The following is a 22,529-nucleotide window of genomic DNA, read 5'->3' as shown; positions in this document are numbered from 1 at the left end:
GACTATTGCCTAAAAACTATACTTGTTTTTGCTGTGTTTCTGCGTGATTTTTTAAACGGTCTACAACATTGTAGTCATCTGCGCCAGGGGGAGTTCTTGATTCTAGAGTTCCTTCGGTAGGACCGCCGACTGCCTTCCATGCTGCCAAACCGCCTTTGAGTTCAGATACGTGTACATACCCAGCATTTCTCAGCAATTGTGCAGCTTGAGCAGTTTGTTCCTCACTTTCACCGTAAACGTAGATATCACGGCTTTTAGCTAAAGATCCTGCTCTGTCTACCAATTGATCAACTGGAAAAGGCATAGCGCCCATGATACGACCTTGGTTATAGGCATCGCGATCGCGCACATCCAGAATTGTCAAAGCTGGTTCACCCCATTCCAAACGAGACTTGAGGGCATGAACATCAGACTGTGGCTGAATTGGTGGTTCTGAGGGAATAACACCGAGATTTTCCCCAGCATTCTTCGCTGATTCCACTGTATTCTTCACTGCTGATTCCACAGTATTCTTCGCTGATTCCACAGCATCCTTCCCTGATTCCATAGTGTTCCTCCCTAATTAGATTAGACGCCTTGCAAAAGCCTTTGTGCGCTAACATACAAACAAACGCGCTTGGACTGCGCGTCTCCAAATTAGTCAGCACACCCTCTACAGCTCTTTCATCCTCTATTTAAGAGGAAAACAGGGTAATATCACAACGCCTGATTTGTTAAGTACTTTTGCAAGAATTGTATTGACTGTCCAAACTCTACCGAACAAGAGGAGCCGAATTGATCTTTCTTGAGAATGAAGATTGAGAATGTCTATCTAATGGTAGACTTGTTAGTCAAAACATCTTTTTACTAAATTCTGGGGCAATTTCTTCCCATCCTATAAAAGATTAACCCACTATGAAGCATCAGGGGTTACTCAGCCAAATATTGTGTTTTTTACTTATGACATAACTTAAATGTGCTTTTTCTGCAAGTAGTTGAAACTAAATTTAGCAAAGTTGATGAGAGAAATGTTTATATAATAATTGTTCTTCAATCTGGAACTCACCATTTATTCCTAATTAATTAAAAAGTTAATGAAAAGTTATATCCAAATTTATTTCAGGATTTTCACTGAATATAAATATAAAACACCGTGTTAGTTTGGGTTGTCGATACCAAACTAAAAAGATTAGGGGATTTTGTGTCTGCTGTAGCCTCTGACAGAAGCTCGATTACTTTCAATTTATCGCTTCAACGTAAGTGCCAAGAAAGTAAAAACTTACTGAAATTATCCGACGTCTCCCAAATAGGCACAACTTGGGACAAGCATAGAGCCAATGCTGACAAAGTTTCCAAATATTATGCAAGCGCAGGTGAAGATTGCTTCAATCAGTATGCTTGGCGGATAAGAATGTGTTCAGAGTTGCTAGAGTTTCGATTGGTGCCAGAGGAATCGGAAGGTATTCTCAAGTTACAACTATCCGATGCTCGCTTTTGTCGGGTTCGTCAATGTCCTATGTGTCAGTGGCGACGATCGCTTTTGTGGAAAGCAAAGGCTTACAAAATTCTCCCCCAAGTCGTCGCAGATTATCCTAAGTATCGTTGGCTGTTTATCACCTTAACAGTAAAGAACTGCAAAATTTCAGAACTACGGGAAAGTTTGGATTTAATCAACAAAGCTTTTAAGCGCTTGACTGAATTGAAGTCATGGTCTGCGAAAGGTTGGGTGAAGTCAATAGAAGTGACTAGGGGTCGAGATGGAGTATCGGCACACCCACATTTACATATTTTGGCAATGGTACCGCCTTCGTATTTCAGTCATCGATATCTTTCCCATGCAAAGTGGGTAGCACTATGGCAGCAGTGTTTGCGGGTTGATTACCAGCCAGTTATTCATGTCAGTGCGATCGCCAAGCATCACGATCCTAAAGCACTTATTCCAGAAATTCTCAAGTATCAAGTGAAGGAGTCAGACTTGGTGGCTGATATCGAATGGTTTTTGGAGTTAACCCGCCAGTTGCACAGAACCAGAGCCATTGCTGTTGGGGGTGTACTCAGGCAATATATGCGGGAGTTAGAGGAGAAAAATCAAGACCTCATTGGTGAAGGTGAAGCGATGGATGAGGTTGAGGAGGAGAGTCTGTATTTTAGGTGGGAGCGAAAGTTAAAGAAGTTCAATTGTGAGTGACAAGCGTTGCAACATCTCTTTGAGATTTTGGATTGTCGCCTCAGATTGACTTAGGTATTTCCAAAAAATAAATTATTAAATCTTGTGGGGTGGGCATCCTGCCCGCCCTGTTAATAGGACGGGCTAGAAGCCCATCCCACAAGAAAAAATTGGATACTTTTTAATTTGGAAGTTCCTTAACTGTGACTGCTAGCTGCAACCCTAACGTATTCAGTAAAGCAGTCAGACAATAAAATTCAACCTCTCTCTTCTCCAATAACATCACGTCAAGTTTCTCGTAACATTTCTTGACTTGTGCTGAAAGCTTATTAATTCCGCCTTGCGCCTCAATAACATTTTTTAGCGCCTTACTTAACATTTTCGGGTCGCCCTCTTCTAAAACGACTTCGATATAAGCTGCTGCTTCCAATGGATCTTTGAGGTCTTTAATCAGTTTTTCGTGATAACTTGTACTTCTACGCATCATCCCTGTTCCTATAGTCTTTTTAAGGATGGAAGCGTCAACTATCCTAAAATTGCCATTAAAGGTAAAGCGCTTCTTAGCTTGCCACCTTATCTAAGAAACTGTCGAAAGCATTCTTATCAATTAACTCGTTTTCTATCAGTATTCGCCGTACAGCTACCAAATGCACAGGATGAACATATGCTTGCTGCTCGTAAGCAGGTAAAATGACTAGTACTTCCGATGATGGATACTGAAAAACTTTCTGAAAGCCAGCCGTTGGTAAGGTAGTAAAACCTAGCTTCAACAGGTATTTTTCTAATTCACTAAAAATAATATCTCTATGCATTATGACGAATTACTCCTTGTAGCTGGCGCAAAACATCATCTCTGTATCTAGCAAATTTTTTAACCATTTACATGATTTTAAGCCTCTGAGATACCAACTCAGCCGCCAACTGTATGGCTGCTTTCATACTCGTCGCATCAGCAATTCCCTTACCCGCAATATCAAACGCCGTCCCGTGATCTGGTGAGGTACGAACAAAAGGAAGACCAATAGAAGTATTGACTGCTCTGTCAAATGCCATCAGCTTTACGGGTATCAAGCCTTGGTCGTGGTACAGTGCGAGGTAGGCATCCGCCGCTTTTGAAGGCTCAATGCTACCGTACCAAGCTTGACCCGGCTTGACCCACATTGTATCTGGTGGAATTGGACCATCTAGCTGTAAGTTTGGGCGGTTTTTACGTTCTTGCTCTATCCAGGGAATTAACCAATCTTGTTCTTCGTGTCCTAATTGTCCCTGTTCGCCGCTGTGAGGGTTTAAACCAGCAATGACAATCCTAGCTGTTTGTAAACCAAAATCTTTCTCCAAACACTCCACCAACAAATCAAGTTTTTCCGTCATCAACTGCGGTGTTAATACTTTAGGTACTTGACTTAAAGGAATATGTGTAGTGGCAAGCAGAGTACGAAGTGTCCAGCCAGAGTGGGGCGATGCTCCCTCTGGGAGCCGCCCAAAGGGCGATCGCGCTACAAATAACATTCCCACACGCTTTGCGCCGGATTTTTCGGCTAAAAGTTCCGTTTGACCAGGGTAATTATACCCCGCCGCCTTCCATGCTGATTTCGCGATGGGACCTGTGACGATACCATCAAATTGTCCTGCAACTGTGGAGGCGATAGCTGTTTCCATATAAGCAAAGCTAGCCGCACCACTTGCCGCATTACCCGTCCCGATGATAATTTCATCCTGTATGTGCTTGTCTAACGGCACATCAAGTATTGATAGCTCTGCTGGATTTGCCAACGGCTGAGAATTCTCGGCTTGTAGTTTGGTATAAGTCTCTACTAGTAAATCCCGGCTACCCACCACTGTTACGTCACTGCTTTTGCTAACTTCCGGGTCTCTAAGAGCTTTCAAAATCACCTCTAGGTCCAATCCCCCGCCGGATCTCCCGAGTGTCAATGCCAAGCGTGGGCGGCTTTGCACTGATGTTATATTTTTTTCATTAAATTTAGACATACAGATAATTGTATAAGCAATCTAGCTTTACAATGTTTCACATACATCTAATACTATGGCAGCTCTTTGCGGCTCTGGTAGACTTAACTTAATTAAACAATGTTCAAAGGAGAATGACACTCATGGGCGGCGAAATTTTGAATGCAGCGCTGTTGTCCTTCGGTTTAATCTTTGTGGGCTGGGCTTTGGGTGAGTTGTTGCTCAAAGTTCAGGGTGGAGAAGAGGAATCCCTGTAAGGGAAGCTTTCATCGAGGCAAGAGGCACCTAAGAAGCCTCTGTGTCTCGTATACAGTTGTTAAAAAAATGTAAAGTTTTGTTTACAGAGATCATTCTGATAAGATTTTATTCATAAAACTTTAAAATTTGTAAAAAGCTCTCATGACATTATTAATAATTGGTGCCACTGGTACTTTGGGAAGGCAAGTGGCTCGTCGTGCGATCGATGAGGGGTATAAAGTCCGCTGTCTTGTCCGGAGTGCCAAGAAAGCCACATTTCTAAAAGAATGGGGTGCGGAACTCGTACCGGGAGATTTGTGTTATCCTCATACACTGAACGCAGCTCTTGAAGGTGTCACAGCAGTTATCGATGCGTCAACATCTCGTCCAACAGATTCACTGAGTATCAGACAAGTGGATTGGGATGGCAAAGTCTCTTTGATACAAGCGTCTGTTGCTGCGGGTGTAGAGCGTTTTATCTTTTTCTCGATACTCGATGCCGAAAAGTATCCAGAAGTGCCGCTGATGGAAATCAAGCGATGTACAGAACTCTTTTTAGCTGAATCGGGTTTGAATTATACCATATTGCGGCTGGCTGGCTTTATGCAAGGCTTAATTGGGCAATATGGAATTCCCATATTGGAAGGACAGCCTGTTTGGGTCACAGGAGAGTCTTCTCCGATTGCCTACATGGATACTCAGGATGTTGCTAAATTTGCCATCCGCGCCTTGAAGGTGCCAGAAACTCAAAAGCAAACTTTTCCAGTGGTGGGAACTCGTGCTTGGAGTGCCGAGGAAATCATTCGTGTGTGCGAACGTTTATCTGGAAAAGAAGCACGGATTACGCGGATGCCAATCAACTTACTGCGTACCATGCGCCGAGTCATACGCTTCTTCCAGTGGGGATGGAACGTAGCAGACAGACTTGCCTTTACAGAAGTCCTAGCGAGTGGTAGACCGCTAAATGCCCCAATGGACGAGGTTTACACGGTCTTTGGATTAGAACCAAACGAAACCACGACCGTAGAAAGTTACCTGCAAGAGTACTTCAACAGAATTATGAAGAAGCTTAAGGAGTTAGATTACGAGAAAATTCAGCCCAAGAAGCAAAAACCAAAAAGATCGCCGTTTAAGAAAGTTAACAGTCAGTAGTTATCAGTCATGAGTCATGCGTCAGTAGTACTTACACAAAGAACAAAGAACAAAGGACTAATGACAAATGACAAAGGATTAATGACTAAAACATCAAAAATGTGTAACGATTAACATAATAAAGCGCGTCACCAATAAATTGGATATTTGAGTGTGCCCAAAGCAGGCATTATCTACAATGACGTTAAGCCGATAGCGAGTCGCATCGCTATCGAACTGAAAGACAAGTTCACCGCTGCAGGTTGGGATGTCTGCATCACATCAGGCGTCGGTGGAATACTGGGTTATTCTACTCCAGAAAGTTCCGTATGCCATACCCCAATTGAGGGACTAACACCGCCTGGATTTGATTCAGAAATGAAGTTTGCGGTGGTGTTAGGGGGAGACGGTACAGTTCTGGCTGCTTCTCGCTTGGTCGCCCCTTGTGGTATCCCAATGTTAACCGTTAACACTGGTCACATGGGGTTTTTGACGGAAACTTACCTCAATCATTTGCCTCAAGCAATAGAAAACTTGCTCTTGGGCAATTATGAAATTGAGGAAAGAGTGATGCTCACAATCAAGGTTTTTCGGGGAGATTCTATACTGTGGGAAGCTCTCTGCTTAAATGAGATGGTGCTGCATCGGGAACCGTTGACCTCTATGTGTCATTTTGAAATAGCAGTGGGTCGCCATGCGCCAGTGGACATTGCAGCCGATGGTGTGATTATATCGACACCGACAGGTTCTACAGCATATTCGTTGAGTGCTGGTGGTCCAGTCGTTACCCCTGGCGTACCCGTGTTGCAACTCGTACCTATTTGTCCTCATTCTCTGGCTTCTAGAGCGTTGGTGTTTCCAGATAGTGAGCCAGTCAACATCTACCCAGTGAATACTCCTCGGCTAGTTATGGTTGTGGATGGCAACGGGGGGTGTTATGTTATGCCACAGGATAAGGTTTATGTAGAGAAATCGCACTACTGCGCCCGGTTCATTCGCCTGCAACCGCCAGAGTTTTTCCGGATATTACGAGAAAAACTGGGTTGGGGTTTACCACACATCGCTAAACCCACTTCTGTGGAATTACCCTAGCGGGATTTTGGATTTTGGAGAAGCTGCAGGAGGTGAGACCAGTACCGCAGTTTCTCTTGGAGGGTTTCCCTCCAAGAGAACTGCTCGCTGCAGGACATCACTACTGAGCATTGCTTATCAATAAGCAAGGCACAGCCAGATTTGGAATTAGTGATTAAAATGACTGTATCTGTTGATTTCTATGGCTGATACTTATACGTGCTAAAACATGGTAGAAACAAAGCGTGTCAAGTCAGGATTGATCTATCACCAGAAGGCCGTAAATTGCGCTACCAACTAAATCCAAATCCAAAATCTAAAATCGAACATCAAAAATCAATATGACGCTTGCTCATAGCCCTTGTGTTTTGCTGATTGAAAGCGACGAAAGCCTAGCAAATCAGCTTGCTTTTGATTTGAAAGAAGCTGGTTATGACCCTATCGTGGCTCATGATGGAACAAACGGTATCCAATACAGCCGCGATCGCGATCCTGCTTTAGTTGTGATTGACCGAATGCTCGCAGGAGAATCAGGGCTGTCGCTGTGTAAAAATTTCCGAACCACTGGAATGCGATCGCCTGTGCTGGTACTGATGGCACGCGATACAGTTGATGATCGCGTAGCTTGTTTAGAAGCTGGAGCTGATGATTATTTTCTCAAGCCTTACCGTGCCGAGGACTTTTTAAACCTGGTGCGCTTATACTTAAAACCTGATATCGATACTTCTGAGCAGTTACGTTTTGGCGACCTCATTTTAGATCTCGCAACCCGCCGCGCCATACTTAATGGACGCGCGATCGACTTAACAATGAAGGAATTTGAACTGCTCAAGTATCTCATGGAACATCCCCGCGAAGTCTTAACCCGCGAACAAATTTTGGAAAATGTTTGGGGTTACGATTTTATGGGCGAGTCGAATGTGATTGAAGTGTACATTCGCTACTTGCGGCTGAAAATAGAAGATGAAGGTCAAAAGCGCCTCATTCAAACGGTACGGGGTGTAGGTTACGTATTAAGGGAAACTTGAACACAAGTAAGGAAGCAAGGCAGTAGGCAAGGTATGCCGTGCTTTGGTTCCCATCAGTTATAGACCGTTCTCAGGACTGCGGTGGACATGGGCAGATAAAGAGAATGGGAAATTGTGAGTGCTAAATGATGAATTATGAAATAATATAGAGCCTCTAGTTTCAAAATTCATCATTTTTTGACTGTTAAGAAAAATTGCTATGATTAATTGGCTTGGTTTGGTATCAATACTTTTGGGCGTTTTACTAGCAGGCTGTTCTGTTCCTACAACAGCAGTTTCTCCCACCACTACGTCTAGTAGCTCTCAATCTCAAGCACCAATCTCTTCCCAGCAAACACCACTGAGTAAGAATGCTGGTCAACAACTACCGATTTCAGCTGTGGCGGTTGTTCCCGATGGCACAAAAATTGAGTTAGAAGTCGCCCAGACACCCCAACAGCAAGCGATGGGGTTGATGTATCGCCCTGCTTTGCCCGACAATCGTGGTATGCTGTTTCAGTTCCCATCACCGTTGCAAGCCAGTTTCTGGATGAAGAATGTACCCGTAGCCCTGGATATGGTTTTTATGCGCGATGGGATAGTGCAGTATATTGCCCCTTCTGCACCTCCTTGCAATAGCAATCCTTGTCCGACTTATGGTTCGGAAAAATTCATTAACCAAGTGATTGAATTGCGTTCTGGACGAGCTACGGAGTTGGGTTTGAAGGTTGGCTCTCGTGTCAAAATTGAATTCTTAAACTCCAGCTCTTTACGGAGATAAAGATTTAGATCTTGCTTACTCCCAAGTTCATATAACATTGCTTTTGTAATATTTCTGTAAAAAAAGTCTTGCGTAGTCTGGTAAAAAAGTTTATTGTGAGGCTATTATTTAATTCAGTGTAGATACTTGAAGCCTTGTTATTCCAAAACTGGATCATAGATTTTACACCAGATAACAAAAAATATTCCTTTTGACATACGTGTAAAGAGTAGTCAATAAGGGAGTATAAGCTAAGGAATCTTCCTTACTACAGGTGTATTTAACTAGAACACTGAAGTAAAAATATAAAACCACATATACCTGAGCATTGTGCTGCTTAAGACTGGGTAAGACAAGTGGCACTATTGTCTATTTTTTCAGATCTATTTGAGAAACATCCAGACAAATTTACCTGGAGTATCTATTAGGTAAGGGCATAGTGACAGGTGAAATATTGGCTACTTGCAACTATTGAAAAATAGTGAATTGAAATATAAAAGTACACACTATGTGAGAAGGTAGAAGACAAAATGTCACCATCAACCTATTCTAGATTTATTAGCTTTTTGCAGGAAGATTTGGCAATTTCCACAGCTTCCATTGCAGTCGCTCTTCGTCATCGGGAGCAAGATCCAGGTCCTTTGCCAATGATTCTTTGGCAATATGGCTTGATTAGCATAGAACAGTTAGAGCAAATATATGATTGGCTGGAGACAGCATAGAAATGATTAGCTGATTAAGGAGAATCGAACTATGCTACATAGACTATGCCTTTTACAAAGGCTAATGTATGAAATTGCAAAAATAAAGAGCGAGTTGATAATTTAACTCGCTCTTTTGATTTTATAAGTGAAGGCAGTGGAGTCTATAGCCGTTTTCAATTGAGTCCAATACACTAAGAAATAAAAACCACAGATGGACACAGATGGACACAGATAATTTTGTACTTCATTCACCTGTAGCTTCCCAGTATTTCTCTAAGTCCAGATAGAATTTTTAGCTTCCAAATCACCTGAAATTTATTTCCTAACTGAAATAGCAAGAAAATTCCACAGGCTTTGGTTTTTGTGCCAAATGTTATCCCGTTGCTCAAAACTGATAACTAATTTTGCTAAAATAATTTTTATAAAAAAATAATTTTGGAACTCATTATCTAATCAACCAATCGTCGCAAACCAACCAAAAATGTGGGTTGGGGAGTTGGGTAGAGAGTGAAGCGAGTATTGAGAGTCGGGAAAATGCTGACCAAATTCTACTCGGCACTCTCTACTTACAATTTTTACCTCCAGTGAGTTGATCTCCCTAAAAGTTGCCAAGTTCTGAGGCTAGCCAAAAGCGAAAGTAGATGGCTTGATTCATGACTCGGGAGCAGCAATCTGCCCAGTATTCAGATGATTGAGCGACCAACGGTGGTCAATCTTAACAGATGAGGACTGGCAAATTTCTTCCAAATGCTTTTGTTGTACAGCCGCTTTACGTAGGCTAATAATGAGCTGATTCACCTGATGCCGCAAATCTGGATTATTACTGACTGCTTGCATGGTTTGTCTCTCTAGCAGTTGCAGTATAAGTTCGTAGTGGATCGGTGAAGGCAGAGGAATTGGATCCATGAATTGGTAGTTTATTTAAGATTTGGATGAGTCAGAAATTAATTGTCATTAGATGAATTGTTACATAGGCAAAAATTATTTGGCTAAAGCCTGAATTATGCAGAAGCTGAAGATTGGGCAAAGAGGTTGGCGATCGCTTCTTGTGGATCTGGGTGTTTTACCAGAGACTCGCCAATCAGGACGGCAGATACTCCTGCTTGTTGTACTAAAGTCAAATCTTCTGGGGTATGTAAGCCTGACTCGCTGACAACCAGAATGTTCCGTTCCTGCAATTGGTTACCTTTTGCTGCCAAAAGTTCACAAGTCGTTTGTAAGTCAACTGAGAAATCTTCCAAGTTACGATTATTAATACCCACCAGTGATACGCCATCTATGCTTAATACGCGCTCAAGTTCTGCTAGAGTATGAACTTCAATCAAAGCCGCCATTTTCAGGGTTTTAGCAATTTTGACGAAGTATTGCAAATCTTGATCACTCAGTATAGCTGCAATCAATAATACAGCATCTGCACCTCGAACACGCGCCATGTACATTTGGTAGGGATATATGACAAAATCCTTACATAGTAAGGGCAAATCTACTTTGGCGCGTACCCGAGCTAAGTTTTCAAAGCTGCCAGAAAAAAACTTTTCATCCGTAAGTACCGAAATACAGCTTGCACCGCCTTTTTGATACTTTAACGCAATCTCCACCGGATCAAAATCTTCTCGTAAAATTCCTTTACTAGGAGACGCTTTTTTGACTTCAGCAATCAAAGCTGGTTTTGTTTTGCCTTGTCGCAAAGCTGCTACAAAATCACGGGTAGGAGGTGCTTCAAGAACCTGACGCTGCAACTGTTGCAAAGACAGCTTTTCCCGCATTTGGTCAACTTCTTCTTCTTTATGCCAGACAATTTCTTCTAAAATGTTGTTTGGCTGGGCATCAAGGATGGCAGCTTGATACCGCACTGTGGATACAGCAATAGCTGGGTTAGGTCTACGACGACGGATTTGCATAATTTAGTTAAGAGTCATTGGTTGTAGAGACACGCTGTCATTAATTGTAGAGACGTGCCATGGCACGTCTCTACATTTGTCACATACACAGGACAAATGACTAACTAGCAACTGCTCGTTTGTATGCTTCGTCCAGCACTTCGGAAAGTGTTGGATGGGCGTGAACCAAATGAGCGAGGGTGTGGACAGATTGACGGTTGGCGATCGCCGCTGACGCTTCATGAATTAAATCTGAGGCGTGTATGCCGAAAATGTGGACGCCTAAAACTTCGCCTGTGTCTTTGCGATAGACAACCTTTGCCATGCCGTCAGCTTCACCTTCTGCCAAGGCTTTGGAATTTCCTTTAAAGTAACTTTTTGCCACTGCGACTTGAAATCCCTCGGCGCTGCCTTTTTCCTTGGCTGCTGCTTCAGTCATGCCCACATAACTGATTTCTGGATGAGTGAACGCTGCTGCGGGGATACTGTGATAGTCTACTTCTTTGTGCTGCCCACGGATATTTTCTACTGCAATGATACCTTGAGCAGAAGCAGCGTGCGCCAGCATCATTTTGCCATTAGCATCACCAATTGCCCACAGATGGGGCACCACCTCACCTGCTGATAGCACAGCCATGCTGTCGTTCACTGGGATAAAATTCCGCCGATCAAGTTCCACACCCACAGACTCTAAACCGAGGTTTTGCGTAGCCGGGATGCGTCCCGTCGCCACTAGGCAAGCATCTACCTCGATGACGCCTACGTCTTCTTTGGTTTTGAAGTCAGCTAATTCAATGACTACGGGTGAACCAGGAATGACTTTTTTGGCGTATATCCCCACATATGTTTCAATATCGCGCCCAGTTATCAGAACCCGTTCGGCAAGTTTGGCAATATCGCGGTCAAATCCTGGCATCAGCTGGTCGAGGGCTTCTATCATCGTAATTTCACTGCCCAAAGCTGAATAAACATCAGAGAATTCTAAGCCGATGTAGCCACTGCCAACAATTGCTACCCAATCTGGTAGCCATTCCAGCTTGACACCTTGGTCGCTGGTAAATACAGTTTTGCCATCAACTTCAATACCCGGAGGAACAAAGGGTATTGAACCGGGAGAAAGAATAATATCTTTTGCCGTAATCGTTTTTTCGCCGCTGTCTGTTGTCACAGAGACTTTTTGAATCCCTGCTATCTTTCCCCAACCTCGGATGATATCGACTCCCAAACGCTTAAGGCTGTTGGTCAAGTCGCCTTGTATTTTGGCTACGAGATTGTTTGCATGGTCGGCGATCGCCTCTCGGTCGAACGCCACACTTCCCAGTTGGATTCCTAGCGACTTGAGGTGATGGGCATCTCTTAACTCCCGCACACGTCCAGATGCCGCCAGCAGTGCCTTAGATGGAATGCAGCCCCGGTTGACACAGGTTCCCCCCATATCTGCTGCTTCGATAATGGCTGTTTTTAAACCACAGCTCACAGCGTGTAAGGCAGCACCATGTCCGCCTACTCCAGCGCCTACAATCACTAAATCGTAATCAAATCCATCACTCACGTTAGTCTCCCCGTGTGCTTTGCCTATTTGTTCTTAACTAACCTAGCCATAGCGTGCAAGTTTTTTCATTGTAGGCTGTTGCCAAATCAAAATTATGATTTAGACTACTAGGGAGTGAGATTGATGCTCTTAGTTTAATACTGTACTATTTTATACTTCTTTTTACTCAGCCTGTCCCTGTTTACAGAAACTACTAGCTCGCCTGAAGAATCTGCAAACTCAACGACTTCTGCAGGAACCTGTGGCAAAAGATCCATGATAGCAGAAATTTCGCGCCATGGGACGCAATGACTAATGACTAATAACAGGCGAGTAAGTACGGATGTTCGTCTGGGTTAATTCCCTAGGAAGTTCTTAGCTAAAAATTTAATAATTTAAGATATAGTAATCCTCTGTTCCGCAGAGGGAATAAGCCCTAGATAGCTTAGGGTTTTGAAATATTCGTATATGACTTGCTATGACTTGAGGAGTTACGACTAGTGGGTACAGAATTTACAATATTCCTAACACCCTGTATCTTTTGCGTACTGTTAGAAACACGTGCCAAGGTCGTGGTATCACCGAAAGTCTTTCGATTGTGTGAATCAGAGTTATTGACAGGAGAAGTTTCTTGTGGCTTCTCTATAAAGTATGCTTCTTGTGGTGGAACCGATATAACTTCAACTTCTCCCTTTGGAACCGATTGAGCATTTGCCTGAGTGTAGGTTCCAAACGAAAGCAATAGCGCTAGCGAAACCAAACTAAATTTTACAAAGCCAACAGCGTTGAATTTAACTTGAATGGGTACACACTTGTTCATAGTAGTCTTTGTAAATCTTATTAAAAATAGAAATTAGCTAAAGTCTTGTGTTCGATTCAAATCAATCGCTAAGTAACTACACGGTCAGTTTCGGTCATTCCGGAATCGAACTTAAAAATTTCATCATCCGCGATTAAGTACCGATGTGGTTACTACTAGGAATTATATATTGACAAAAAAGTTTTTCTGTGATTCAAATCACAAAAATAGCGTGTCCAAACGCAAAGCAACATAGCGGTTTTTGTCGCACGGAGGTCTTCACCGATAATCTAGGACAGTCGTCTCACCCATGCCATCATCAGACAATCACGTCTTTGACATCCTGCAACTTCCATCAGCTTCTCGCTACTCTCCGATCATTGCTTAAATTGGCTTTTTGAGATAATAATCAATTTGTGACTCTACAGATCCAATGGACGTAACTGGATTCGAACCAGTGACCTCTACGATGTCAACGTAGCGCTCTAACCAACTGAGCTATACGTCCGCAACCCCACAACTATAACATAACTTTAGCTCAATTGCCAACACTAAGTTAGTGAAGTTGCCTGAAAGGGGTGAGTTCTGTATTTATTTTGCCTGAAGCTGGCTAAGTTTGTTGTTTGCTGATAGCAGTAGCTGTTGAGCCTGAGCTGACATTAATGGTGCTGCTAATATCCTCAGAAAACATCTTGAAAGTAGCCAGGATAAACTTCGCTTTGGACTGGGTAGAGGCTGTTTGGCGCAGCCGTTAAGGGTGAAAATCTCTTAAGAATCCACCTCTATACCCGTAGGGTTAGGGGTGGAGTACGTCAAAAGTTTTCCACTTGTTGCCACTGAATAACTGTATGAGGTGGATTTTGACCAGCTTTTGCCGCTTGAGCAGAAAACTGTTGGGCTGCTGCAATCAAGGTGCTAATGCGCTCATTACCAGCAGCAAGACCAACAACGTCTTTAAACTCTTGCTGGTAACTTTCTAGTTTCTTTTGCGCTGTTTTTCCTGCCAAAGTTTCACCAGGAATTTGTTCTAAATTATCGAGTGCTGAATGCCAAGAAACAATTGCTGCTTTTTTGTCAATAGATGTTGATGCTTGTTGATACTGCTGTTTAGCTTTGTTAAGCGTGTGTTCACTGTCGGTGAGCAATGTCTGAGCATTCTTTTCTTGAAATACTTGAGCTTCTAGCTGCCCAATCTTGGTTCGGGCTGCATTAAATCCGTAAATGCTCAACCCCGAATCGTACCACCAATAATTGTATTCTGACCACTCATTAATAAACCAAATTGGTAAGGCATCAAGATTTTTTTGTGCCTGTTTGACCTTCACCTCCCCTCGTTCCAAATCGGCTGGACTGCTGGCTTTTTCAATCAGTTGTTGGGCTTGTTCAACTGTTGCGATCGCTTGCCGATAGTTATTCTCCATGCTTATGTAGCTGGGTAGCAGTAAAATGGGAGCATTCCGCGCCACAGGACGACGGATGACCGGGTAAGGTAAGTTTGTCACCCAAACGACACCAATAGGAACGCCAAGTAGAATTGCTGTCCAGAACATTCTACTCAAGAGACGCTTTTGTTTTTTTACACCTGGCTTATACGAGTAGGTACGGTGAACCTGTGCTTGAGCTTCGATTTCTTTTTCTATTTCGGTAAGGGTTTTAGGTCGGGATGCTCCCGGTGCTGAAGGCTTTAGCACGACTGGCTGTTGACTTTTTAGCAACGGGTCAATTCCAGAATTATTTTGGGGTTTTCTTAGCAGGAGATTAAAGGGCAGATTTTGAAAAAAATTCATCAAAAGATAGTATAAAGCTTCACTGATATGTAATATGCCCAAACGCAGATGAAAATAAACAGCTTGATATATTACTTTTAATAGGGGAAAGTCTTTAAAAGGATTGTTACAATCTATGCAATAGTTGAAAAAGTTGAAAAATTATCGTAGTAGGTAGAATGTCAACTGCTTTAATTACTGGTGCCTCTAGTGGTATAGGTAAAGCCTTTGCAGAGGAACTAGCCGCACGCAATACAAATCTTGTTTTAGTTGCTCGTTCAGAAGAAAAATTGAACGAGCTAGCAAAACATTTGCAAGAAAAATATAAAATTCAAGTAGATACAGTTGTTAAAGACCTCACAGAAATTGGTGCTAGTGATGCTGTATTTGATGCTGTCAAATCAAAGGGATTAACAATTGATTTGTTAATTAATAATGCTGGTTTTGCCTGCTATGGCGATTTTGCTGAAAGCGACGGAGAACGGCAAGTCAAAATAGTGCAATTAAACATTCTGGCATTAGTAGATTTAACTCATAAATTTTTGCATGAAATGCGGCAACGTCGTTCTGGAAGCATAATTAATGTATCCTCGCTCACCGCATTTCAACCAATGCCTTACATTTCTGTTTATGCTGCCAGCAAAGCGTTTATTGTCAGTTTTAGTCAGGCATTGTGGGCAGAAAATCGTCAATATGGCGTACGCGTTCTAGTGACTTGCCCAGGACCAGTTGAGACAAACTTCTTTACAGAAGCTAATTTCCCGCCAGCCCTTGCAGCTAGAACCAATAAGATATCGACTTCAAAAGATGTGGTACGCGAATCCTTAAAAGCTTTAGAAAGGGGAGATTCTATTGTTGTTATTGGTGGCTTAAGCACTCACCTCATCACCAAGTTATCCCCGTTTGTACCCCGCAAAACTCTGCTCAGTATTTTGGAAAAGCAATTTAAGGCAAAAACAATTTAAGATATAGCGCCTATTAATTTTGAATTTCTGTTAGGAAGTCGTGAGATGAGAACAGTAAAAAGCCAAAATAAAAAAGATAAATTCAATCTTTTTTATTTTTACACATACCTGGTTAACTGCACGCGGTAGCGGTCTTTTTTAGTAACGGCGATTTCTCCAACTTCTAAACGTCCTTTACCACGAATAGCGATTAAGTCGCCTGTTTTCACTTGAGAACTTGCTTGAGTAATTTCCTTCCAGTTGACGCGAACATCACCGCCATCAATTAACTCAACCATTTTGCTGCGAGACATCCCAAAACCAGCAGAGGCGATCGCATCCAACCGTAAAGAAGCTTCCACTGTGGTTAATTCTTTTTTCTTCGGTTCGCGCACCTTCAACTCGCTTAAATCTATGCGCTGGGTTTTCACGGGAACCGATCGCACCTGCTTGAGATTCATCTCTAAAAAGTCCGCCAACTCCGGCACGACAATTGCCTGCGCCCCTCGTTCACCCAGTACAATAATATCCCCCGTCTTTTCGCGGACAATACCACTTCCCAACATTGCGCCCAAGAAGTCGCGGTGAGTCGCGGTATCAAACAGGAAATTGCCAGCTATGTCTAAGGCGGTGACGGCGACTTGAGATTGATCCAGAGGCATTTCGGAACGGGCGATCGCGATTCTTTTACGTTCTGCCTGGGGATACCCACCCCACACCACAAATTCCACCTCAGTCAGACGACTGAACACCTGCTGAATTTCCACCAACTCTGGAGGAGACAGAAAATCAGTCAAAACAACTTCCCAAGTTTTGATGGCTTGTTCAGCCTGGTCAATCACATGAGCGATACTATCTCGATTTTCAACACTTTTTAAAAGTTCTTCCCGTGGCAGCATTCTATGTAGTAGTTATGAGTTATGAGTCGTTAGTTGTAGAGACGCGACGCCAGTCGCTGTGAGTTCGGGAAACCCTCCTGCAGCACTGGCTCGCCATGGCGCGTCTCTACATTTGTTACTTGTCACGTCTGTACATTTGTTACTTGTCAGTTGTTATGTTAGTTGTAAAAAAATACTACCCACTACCTACTATCTACTAACCACTAACCATAGACTAACGAATAGTTGTATCAGCGTAACCTTGAAGATTTTCTGGCTTAAATTGACGCAACAGGCTAGTTGCTTGACGGGTAAGACTTTCAGAACCTTGAACGACAACCAAGTATTTACCAGCATTTAAGCGGTTGCGGTAAGGTAAAGCGTCACCACTTCCAAGCACTAAACCGACTCCACCACCAGCAAATACACTACCCATAGCGCCAGCACCAGCGCCCAACACTCCGCCAATAATGGCATTCCCAATTTGACCTGCCCAAGGAAAAGTATCCAAACGAGTGATCAAGTTAAAAGTCACTCCACCGAAAAATCCAAACGGCACCAACCAAAAAGCCATAAGCTGCGCTTGCTTCTTTGCTTGCTCGTTAGGGTCAATCAAGCCAAACTCATCAGCACTTTTATAACCTCTACCTAATATTGTAGCTTCTATGCCTTCTTTCTCTAAGGCTACGTAAGCAGCTTCTGCTTGGATGCGGTCTTGTAAAACGGCAACAAGGTAATTCATCAATGTTAAAACTGAGTTCTGATAAGGGTTACGCTCTTATAAATCTCAAATAAATGTCAAATCAAATTGCGCTCATCAAATCCAGATTATCAGCAAAAAGCCCATAGTGTTAATTTTCCTTTACATCTTTATTTTTTGATTCTTTATTAATACAAAGGATTCCTGCTGACTTTTTTAGCTAGATGTAAGGGTTTGGGTGAGCACTATCTGCCTAAGAGGTTGGTGTCCAAGTATATTATTGTACTAAGTCAAGAGGTTCGCAAAAATTATTTACACCTTTCTTTAAAACATATATTAAAACTGGCGTTGCTAACATATTAGGAAACGTCGGCATTGTCTTGAGGTGTTCCATCATCCCCTTAACTGAACCGTTAAGCAAATCATCCCGAAATTCTTCTTGACAAATGACGGCACGCCATCTTCGAGCTAAAGCATCCAACCACTCTGAATTCGCTATTTCTGGTTCTTGTCCTGCCCGAATCGCTAAAGTCATTGTTGCATCTTCTAAATCTCCGTCACATTCCTCAATGATGTCGAGTGCTTCCATAGCTGTGAAGTCATCTGCAACTTGAGAGCGAAACTGTGCAATTTCTTTTGCCGTAACTTCCGTCATCAGTTTGTGTTCTATTTAGCCCTTGAAGTATATCTCTATGCTAGGATATTCCAATTTTGATTGATAGAATCAACAATCTGCTGATAAATGTAAAAACTACAAGAAAAGTACGGGAGCGTGAGAGCCAGATGGCTTTAGCCTCCGAACGGGTCGCTCCATCTAGACAGATATCCCTCACGCGAGACTTTGCGCGTGAGGCTTCCCGTAAAGCCCCTTGGGCTTCCCGTACACGCCCAGAGGGCGTGTACAAGGGAGAGTAGGGTAGAGTAGGATTTTACAGCTATTTTCAGCTAAATAGACCACATTTGGCGTAGGGGCACAGCATTGCTGTGCCCTTACAGTGTGGTTCAAATACGTGAAAACTGCTGTAATCCCCTCATGACATCGATAACTAGCAACTTGGGTTAGTACTCTGCGATGATATCGATCAGGAGCAGAGTACTTTCCAAAATAAGATGAAAGTCTACAGTTTATGATCCATCATCCGGTATGAATGAATAATGATTAATGACTAATTTAGGGTAATCCCCTTGAGGTGACATTTCGTTGTAAAGTAGCCAGAGCGCGGTTGTAATTTAAGATTGCCTGGACTCGCTGACCTTCAGAATTTGTCAAGGCATTTTCCGCGTCAATGACTTCAGTTTGAGTGCCTACACCTGCTTGGAATCGCAAACGCGCTAAACGCAGAGCTTCTCTAGATTGTTCGACAGCAGCATTTGCAGTTTGAACATTCTCTAAGTTAGATTGCAATTGAGAATAGGCTTGTTCTACATCAAAGCGGATTTGGTTGCGCTGGTTGCCAAATTGATTTTCAGCAATCCGAATATTAGTTCTGGCTTGATCTGCTGCAGCTCTTGCTGCTCCTCCATCGAACAAAAGCAGGTTGGCTTGGACTCCCAACGAATAGTTATCAGTAGTGCTGCTACTATCGTCAAACTGATCCTGCACCCGGTAGTTGCCAACCAAACTCACTTGAGGACCTAGTTGCCCAAGCGCCTGCCGTCGCTGTTGCTCAAAAATGTTGCGTTGGATCAGTTGCTGTTGCAGTTCCGGACGGTTTTGAAAAGCTAAGACAATAGTTTGTTCGAGCGGAATATTCCATAGACCTGCTAATCTCACTGGATCTGCCGTAGTTACATCAATCGACTGCGGCAAACTCAACGTTTGCGCTAATCGACGACGGTTAATTCGCTGCTGTGAGATTGCATTTACCAGCTGTTGTTGGAAATTTGCTAATTGAACCTGAGCCTGTAGAACATTGAACCGAGTACTCACACCAGCTCTTTCCAAAGCTTGTGCATCCCGCAAACTCGCTTGAGCATTTGTCACAGCAGACTGGGCAATACGTACTTGTTCATCTGCTTGTTGCAGGTCGTAGTATTGACTGGTGACATTTAGGCGGATCTCCTCAGATTGACGTTCAACATCCAACTCAGCCGAACGCAGCTGTTCCTCAGCTTGTCGGATACTGGCTGTCCTTTGTCCAGAGGTGTAGAGATTATAATTCAGTTGCGCGGTACCAGAGAAATTTGTCGTAGAGGATACATCTTGAGTTTGGCCTAGGAAATTCTGTGTTTGTTGATTTGAGAAAGCTGGTCCACTACGAGTTAGGCTAGTACTAAGACTGGCATTAGGTAACAAAGCAGCTTGCTGCTGCCGTACGGCAGATCGATTGCGTTCTACAGTCAGTAACGCTACCTGTAAATCTCGATTGTTTTGCCGTGCTAGCTCCAGAGCCTGTGCCAAAGTAATCGGCTGAGTTCCCTGAATCCTCACTTCTTCTGGTTTGGTAGGAAACTGTAAGGAATTTGGGTTGGCTCTGAGGTAATCAGGGGTTGGCACGGAACCTGCTGGCGCAGGAGTCGTTGGTGCAGGAGTCGTTGGCGCAGGAGTCGTTGGCGCAGGAGTGGAGGAACCTGCTTGAGCTACCTGATTTCTCGTGGCATTTTGTTGCCCACAGGTAGACGACCTAAGGAGCACAGAAGCCGAACGACCAACCTTACCTTTACCTTTCCCCTGTAGTTGCGGGCATAACTCCACCTGCTCCAATAGCTTCGCTACTTCTACTGTGCTGCGTGTTGAAGTTGCTGACACTTTTGCTAACCCAGAATCAGGATTTTTCTTTTGTGTAGCAGGCTGCCCAGAAGAAGCAGGCGTATTTTGTTGGACAGAGGAAGCGGCGCTTGAGATAGTATAATTAGGAACAATTGTATTTTCTGATTCCTGAGCAGCAATTGTTGGCTGATTCTGTTTTTGCGTGGTAGTAGCAGAACGAATCTTATTTATCAACTGGCTTTGCTTTGAGTTAGGCTTCAAGCTTAAAAGCACACCTTGAACCTTACCCGCCACTTTTTTTATCGGCACACCAGTTTTTCCAGTCAGTACGACCCCGACACTGCTACTACCCACAGAATTTAGACGAGCTGCCATAACACCAACAGCAGATAGGGTTGGCGCTGGAAAACTGTTGTCAACAGTAGGAACCAGCTGCTGAGTGTTGATGTTCAGTGCTGCCGAGGTTTCCTCGTAGGTAGAAGTCAAGGCACTGGGTGAGGCAGCAAGCCTGACTCCAGTTACTTTGACAGTCTCAGCCCAAGCAGGCTGAGTTGTTAACACTGCTGCTGTTACACCAGGTAACAAGCTACTGAATATTAGCTGTCCTTTCACCGCATCCCCTCACACGAAAATAAAGCGGCAGAAACCGTTTTCTCACCAGAGAATATATCACGATGCCAAGTTTAGGAATCGGAACTCTGTTTGTCTTGAAATCCCTTGACAATGCGAGACAGTTCCGCCTTCTCATCGATAGTAACGCGGGTAGGAGCACCACTGACAATCCGTTCATAGTTGCGGAAAGAATCTTTAATTTCGGGACCATCAGCCGTAATATTATACTCGCGGATCCCCTTGTCATGCCATGAACCGCGCATTTTAAATACGTTGATCGCCCGCGACATTTCCCCACGAATTTCTACATACTGTAACATCAAAATTGTGTCAGTAATCGTAGAAATATGGGAGTCTGTAATCGAATGCGACCCCATAAATTGGTCGGTTGTGTTGGTAAAAAAGCCTGTAATTTCTTCTTGCTTGGCGTAACCCGTAACACCGATGACAAATTGCCGGAATGCATTATTGCTTACACCTCTTGCTAGCGCGCTAAGAGAGTCAATAGCAATACGAGATGGTTTAAATTCAGCAATTTCTGACTTAATAATTTGTAGGTGGTCTTCCAAACCAGTTGATTCCGGATATGTACAAATTATTTTTAGCAAACCTTGGCGTTCTAAATCCTCAAAATCAATTCCCCAAGAGGAAGCGTTGCGAGATAGTTGAGCCCGTGATTCCTCATAGGCAAATAATATCGACCTTTCGCTGTGGAAACAACCAGTTTGCAGAAACTTACTAACCAATAGAGTTTTCCCTGTACCAGTTGCTCCTGTTGCTAAAATAATCGAATCTTTAAAGAAACCACCGCCGCACATTTGATCTAAGGTTTTCACGCCAGAAGAGACCCTGACATTTGAAGACCGTTGAGTTAAGCGCATCGCTCCCAATGGAAAAATGTTAATCCCTTGATTGGTAATTGTAAAAGGATATTCACCCTTCATGTGTGTTGTACCGCGCAGTTTGAGTATTTCAATTGTGCGACGGCGACGTTCTCCTTCTAAAACATTACGGACGATCGCCACATTATCGGAAACAAATTCTTCTACCCCATAACAGGCAACAGGTCCGTACTCTTCCGTGCGTTCTGTGGTTATAATCGTGGTAACACCTAGTTGTTTGAGACGCGCTACCAGACGAAATATTTCTCGCCGCACCACTCCTCCAGCTTCATACTGTTGAAAGACTGCTGTGACTGAGTCAATAGAAACACGTTTTGCCTTATACTTACGAATAGCATATTGCAGGCGCTCAATCAGGGCAGAAAGGTCAAAGTTACCCACGACATCTTGCCCCTCTGGATCTGGAGAAGCATCGAGTATAAATAATTTTCCTTCACTAATCAAGCGCGGTAAATCCCAACCAAAAATACCAGCATTTTTTATAATATCACTGGGAGATTCTTCAAATGTAACAAAGACTCCTGGCTCATCAAAGTAGGTAATACCGTTGTAAAGAAATTGCAGAGAAAATAAAGTTTTGCCCGTTCCAGATGTGCCGCTGAATAAAGTCGTTCTTCCTACAGGTAACCCTCCATGACTAATATCGTCAAAGCCCTCTATCATTGTCCGAATTTTTTCTACACCTGTATATGTCGGTGTTTTATTTTGCTCTAAAGTTTCTTTATCATTCATTGCTAACGCTTACAAATCGGGATGAAACCCAGTTGTTTTATTAATAAACTA

Annotated in this window: 22 protein-coding genes and 1 tRNA gene; 8 read left to right on the top strand and 15 right to left on the bottom strand. The window is 43.2% G+C overall.

All coding sequences use genetic code 11. The features are described 5' to 3' along the window. Nucleotides 1-16 precede the first annotated feature (16 nt). The gene (locus V5G28_RS09565; RefSeq protein WP_332993269.1) at nt 17-547 is read right to left on the bottom strand and encodes a rhodanese-like domain-containing protein; all 531 of its coding nucleotides are present in this window, start codon (nt 545-547) and stop codon (nt 17-19) included. 585 nt (nt 548-1,132) lie between these two features. Here V5G28_RS09565 and V5G28_RS09560 point away from each other — a divergent pair. Continuing rightward, the gene (locus tag V5G28_RS09560) at nt 1,133-2,167 is read left to right on the top strand and encodes a protein rep (RefSeq protein ID WP_332993266.1); all 1,035 of its coding nucleotides are present in this window, start codon (nt 1,133-1,135) and stop codon (nt 2,165-2,167) included. A gap of 160 nt (nt 2,168-2,327) precedes the next feature. Here the strand turns inward: V5G28_RS09560 and V5G28_RS09555 are convergent, their stop codons facing one another. From V5G28_RS09555 to pdxA, 3 genes are all read right to left on the bottom strand, one after another. Next, entirely contained in the window at nt 2,328-2,630 is a 303-nt protein-coding gene (locus V5G28_RS09555; protein WP_096571052.1) for a helix-turn-helix domain-containing transcriptional regulator, read from the bottom strand. 76 nt (nt 2,631-2,706) lie between these two features. Further along, on the bottom strand, nt 2,707-2,958 hold the full coding sequence (locus tag V5G28_RS09550) for a hypothetical protein (RefSeq protein WP_096564572.1): 252 nt from the start codon (nt 2,956-2,958) through the stop codon (nt 2,707-2,709). A gap of 67 nt (nt 2,959-3,025) precedes the next feature. Further along, complete coding sequence (gene pdxA, locus V5G28_RS09545; RefSeq protein WP_332993259.1) at nt 3,026-4,135, bottom strand: 4-hydroxythreonine-4-phosphate dehydrogenase PdxA; 1,110 nt, start codon at nt 4,133-4,135, stop codon at nt 3,026-3,028. 122 nt (nt 4,136-4,257) lie between these two features. Here pdxA and petM point away from each other — a divergent pair, with 122 nt between their 5' ends. The 6 genes from petM (at nt 4,258) to V5G28_RS09515 (ending at nt 9,042) form a co-directional block, all read left to right on the top strand. Continuing rightward, nucleotides 4,258-4,371 (top strand): cytochrome b6-f complex subunit PetM, encoded by a 114-nt coding sequence (petM, locus tag V5G28_RS09540; RefSeq protein ID WP_073635712.1) that lies wholly within the window; start codon nt 4,258-4,260, stop codon nt 4,369-4,371. Between the two features lie 142 nt (nt 4,372-4,513). Then, nucleotides 4,514-5,503: an SDR family oxidoreductase gene (locus V5G28_RS09535; protein ID WP_096564574.1), complete on the top strand. Its 990-nt coding sequence runs from the start codon at nt 4,514-4,516 to the stop codon at nt 5,501-5,503. A gap of 153 nt (nt 5,504-5,656) precedes the next feature. Beyond that, complete coding sequence (locus V5G28_RS09530; protein WP_073635714.1) at nt 5,657-6,574, top strand: NAD(+) kinase; 918 nt, start codon at nt 5,657-5,659, stop codon at nt 6,572-6,574. A 320-nt stretch (nt 6,575-6,894) separates the two neighbouring features. Then, entirely contained in the window at nt 6,895-7,581 is a 687-nt protein-coding gene (gene nblR / locus V5G28_RS09525) for a response regulator transcription factor NblR (RefSeq protein WP_073635716.1), read from the top strand. Between the two features lie 199 nt (nt 7,582-7,780). Continuing rightward, nucleotides 7,781-8,341 (top strand): DUF192 domain-containing protein, encoded by a 561-nt coding sequence (locus V5G28_RS09520; RefSeq protein ID WP_332993251.1) that lies wholly within the window; start codon nt 7,781-7,783, stop codon nt 8,339-8,341. Between the two features lie 509 nt (nt 8,342-8,850). Beyond that, entirely contained in the window at nt 8,851-9,042 is a 192-nt protein-coding gene (locus V5G28_RS09515) for a DUF2949 domain-containing protein (RefSeq protein WP_073635718.1), read from the top strand. 633 nt (nt 9,043-9,675) lie between these two features. Here the strand turns inward: V5G28_RS09515 and V5G28_RS09510 are convergent. From V5G28_RS09510 to V5G28_RS09485, 6 genes are all read right to left on the bottom strand, one after another. Next, on the bottom strand, nt 9,676-9,930 hold the full coding sequence (locus V5G28_RS09510; protein WP_073635720.1) for a DUF5340 domain-containing protein: 255 nt from the start codon (nt 9,928-9,930) through the stop codon (nt 9,676-9,678). Between the two features lie 95 nt (nt 9,931-10,025). Further along, a complete protein-coding gene (gene trpC / locus V5G28_RS09505) occupies nt 10,026-10,925 on the bottom strand; it encodes an indole-3-glycerol phosphate synthase TrpC (RefSeq protein ID WP_332993246.1) in 900 nt (299 codons plus the stop codon). Between the two features lie 100 nt (nt 10,926-11,025). Next, nucleotides 11,026-12,456 carry a dihydrolipoyl dehydrogenase gene (lpdA, locus tag V5G28_RS09500; protein ID WP_332993244.1) on the bottom strand — a complete coding sequence of 477 codons (1,431 nt, stop codon included), beginning with the start codon at nt 12,454-12,456 and terminating at the stop codon, nt 11,026-11,028. Between the two features lie 424 nt (nt 12,457-12,880). Then, on the bottom strand, nt 12,881-13,255 hold the full coding sequence (locus V5G28_RS09495) for a hypothetical protein (RefSeq protein WP_332993241.1): 375 nt from the start codon (nt 13,253-13,255) through the stop codon (nt 12,881-12,883). Nucleotides 13,256-13,668: 413 nt separating this feature from the next. Beyond that, a tRNA-Val gene (locus V5G28_RS09490) sits at nt 13,669-13,742 on the bottom strand. A 304-nt stretch (nt 13,743-14,046) separates the two neighbouring features. Next, nucleotides 14,047-15,021, bottom strand: coding sequence for a hypothetical protein (locus tag V5G28_RS09485; protein ID WP_332993239.1), 975 nt, complete (start codon nt 15,019-15,021; stop codon nt 14,047-14,049). A 158-nt stretch (nt 15,022-15,179) separates the two neighbouring features. Here V5G28_RS09485 and V5G28_RS09480 point away from each other — a divergent pair, with 158 nt between their 5' ends. Further along, entirely contained in the window at nt 15,180-15,965 is a 786-nt protein-coding gene (locus V5G28_RS09480) for an SDR family NAD(P)-dependent oxidoreductase (protein ID WP_332993237.1), read from the top strand. 98 nt (nt 15,966-16,063) lie between these two features. Here the strand turns inward: V5G28_RS09480 and V5G28_RS09475 are convergent, their stop codons facing one another. The 5 genes from V5G28_RS09475 to kaiC form a co-directional block, all read right to left on the bottom strand. Further along, complete coding sequence (locus V5G28_RS09475; RefSeq protein ID WP_332993235.1) at nt 16,064-16,843, bottom strand: photosystem II S4 domain protein; 780 nt, start codon at nt 16,841-16,843, stop codon at nt 16,064-16,066. A gap of 214 nt (nt 16,844-17,057) precedes the next feature. Then, complete coding sequence (locus tag V5G28_RS09470; protein ID WP_096564585.1) at nt 17,058-17,564, bottom strand: hypothetical protein; 507 nt, start codon at nt 17,562-17,564, stop codon at nt 17,058-17,060. Between the two features lie 235 nt (nt 17,565-17,799). After that, nucleotides 17,800-18,177 carry a hypothetical protein gene (locus V5G28_RS09465; RefSeq protein WP_332993233.1) on the bottom strand — a complete coding sequence of 126 codons (378 nt, stop codon included), beginning with the start codon at nt 18,175-18,177 and terminating at the stop codon, nt 17,800-17,802. 516 nt (nt 18,178-18,693) lie between these two features. Next, complete coding sequence (locus V5G28_RS09460; RefSeq protein WP_332993231.1) at nt 18,694-20,844, bottom strand: TolC family protein; 2,151 nt, start codon at nt 20,842-20,844, stop codon at nt 18,694-18,696. A 71-nt stretch (nt 20,845-20,915) separates the two neighbouring features. Then, nucleotides 20,916-22,478 carry a circadian clock protein KaiC gene (gene kaiC, locus V5G28_RS09455; protein ID WP_096564587.1) on the bottom strand — a complete coding sequence of 521 codons (1,563 nt, stop codon included), beginning with the start codon at nt 22,476-22,478 and terminating at the stop codon, nt 20,916-20,918. Nucleotides 22,479-22,529: the final 51 nt, after the last annotated feature.

It is taken from the genome of Scytonema sp. PRP1, assembly GCF_036697665.2.
Classification (GTDB): domain Bacteria; phylum Cyanobacteriota; class Cyanobacteriia; order Cyanobacteriales; family Nostocaceae; genus Kalymmatonema; species Kalymmatonema gypsitolerans.
This window is presented reverse-complemented; position numbering and strand designations above follow the sequence as displayed.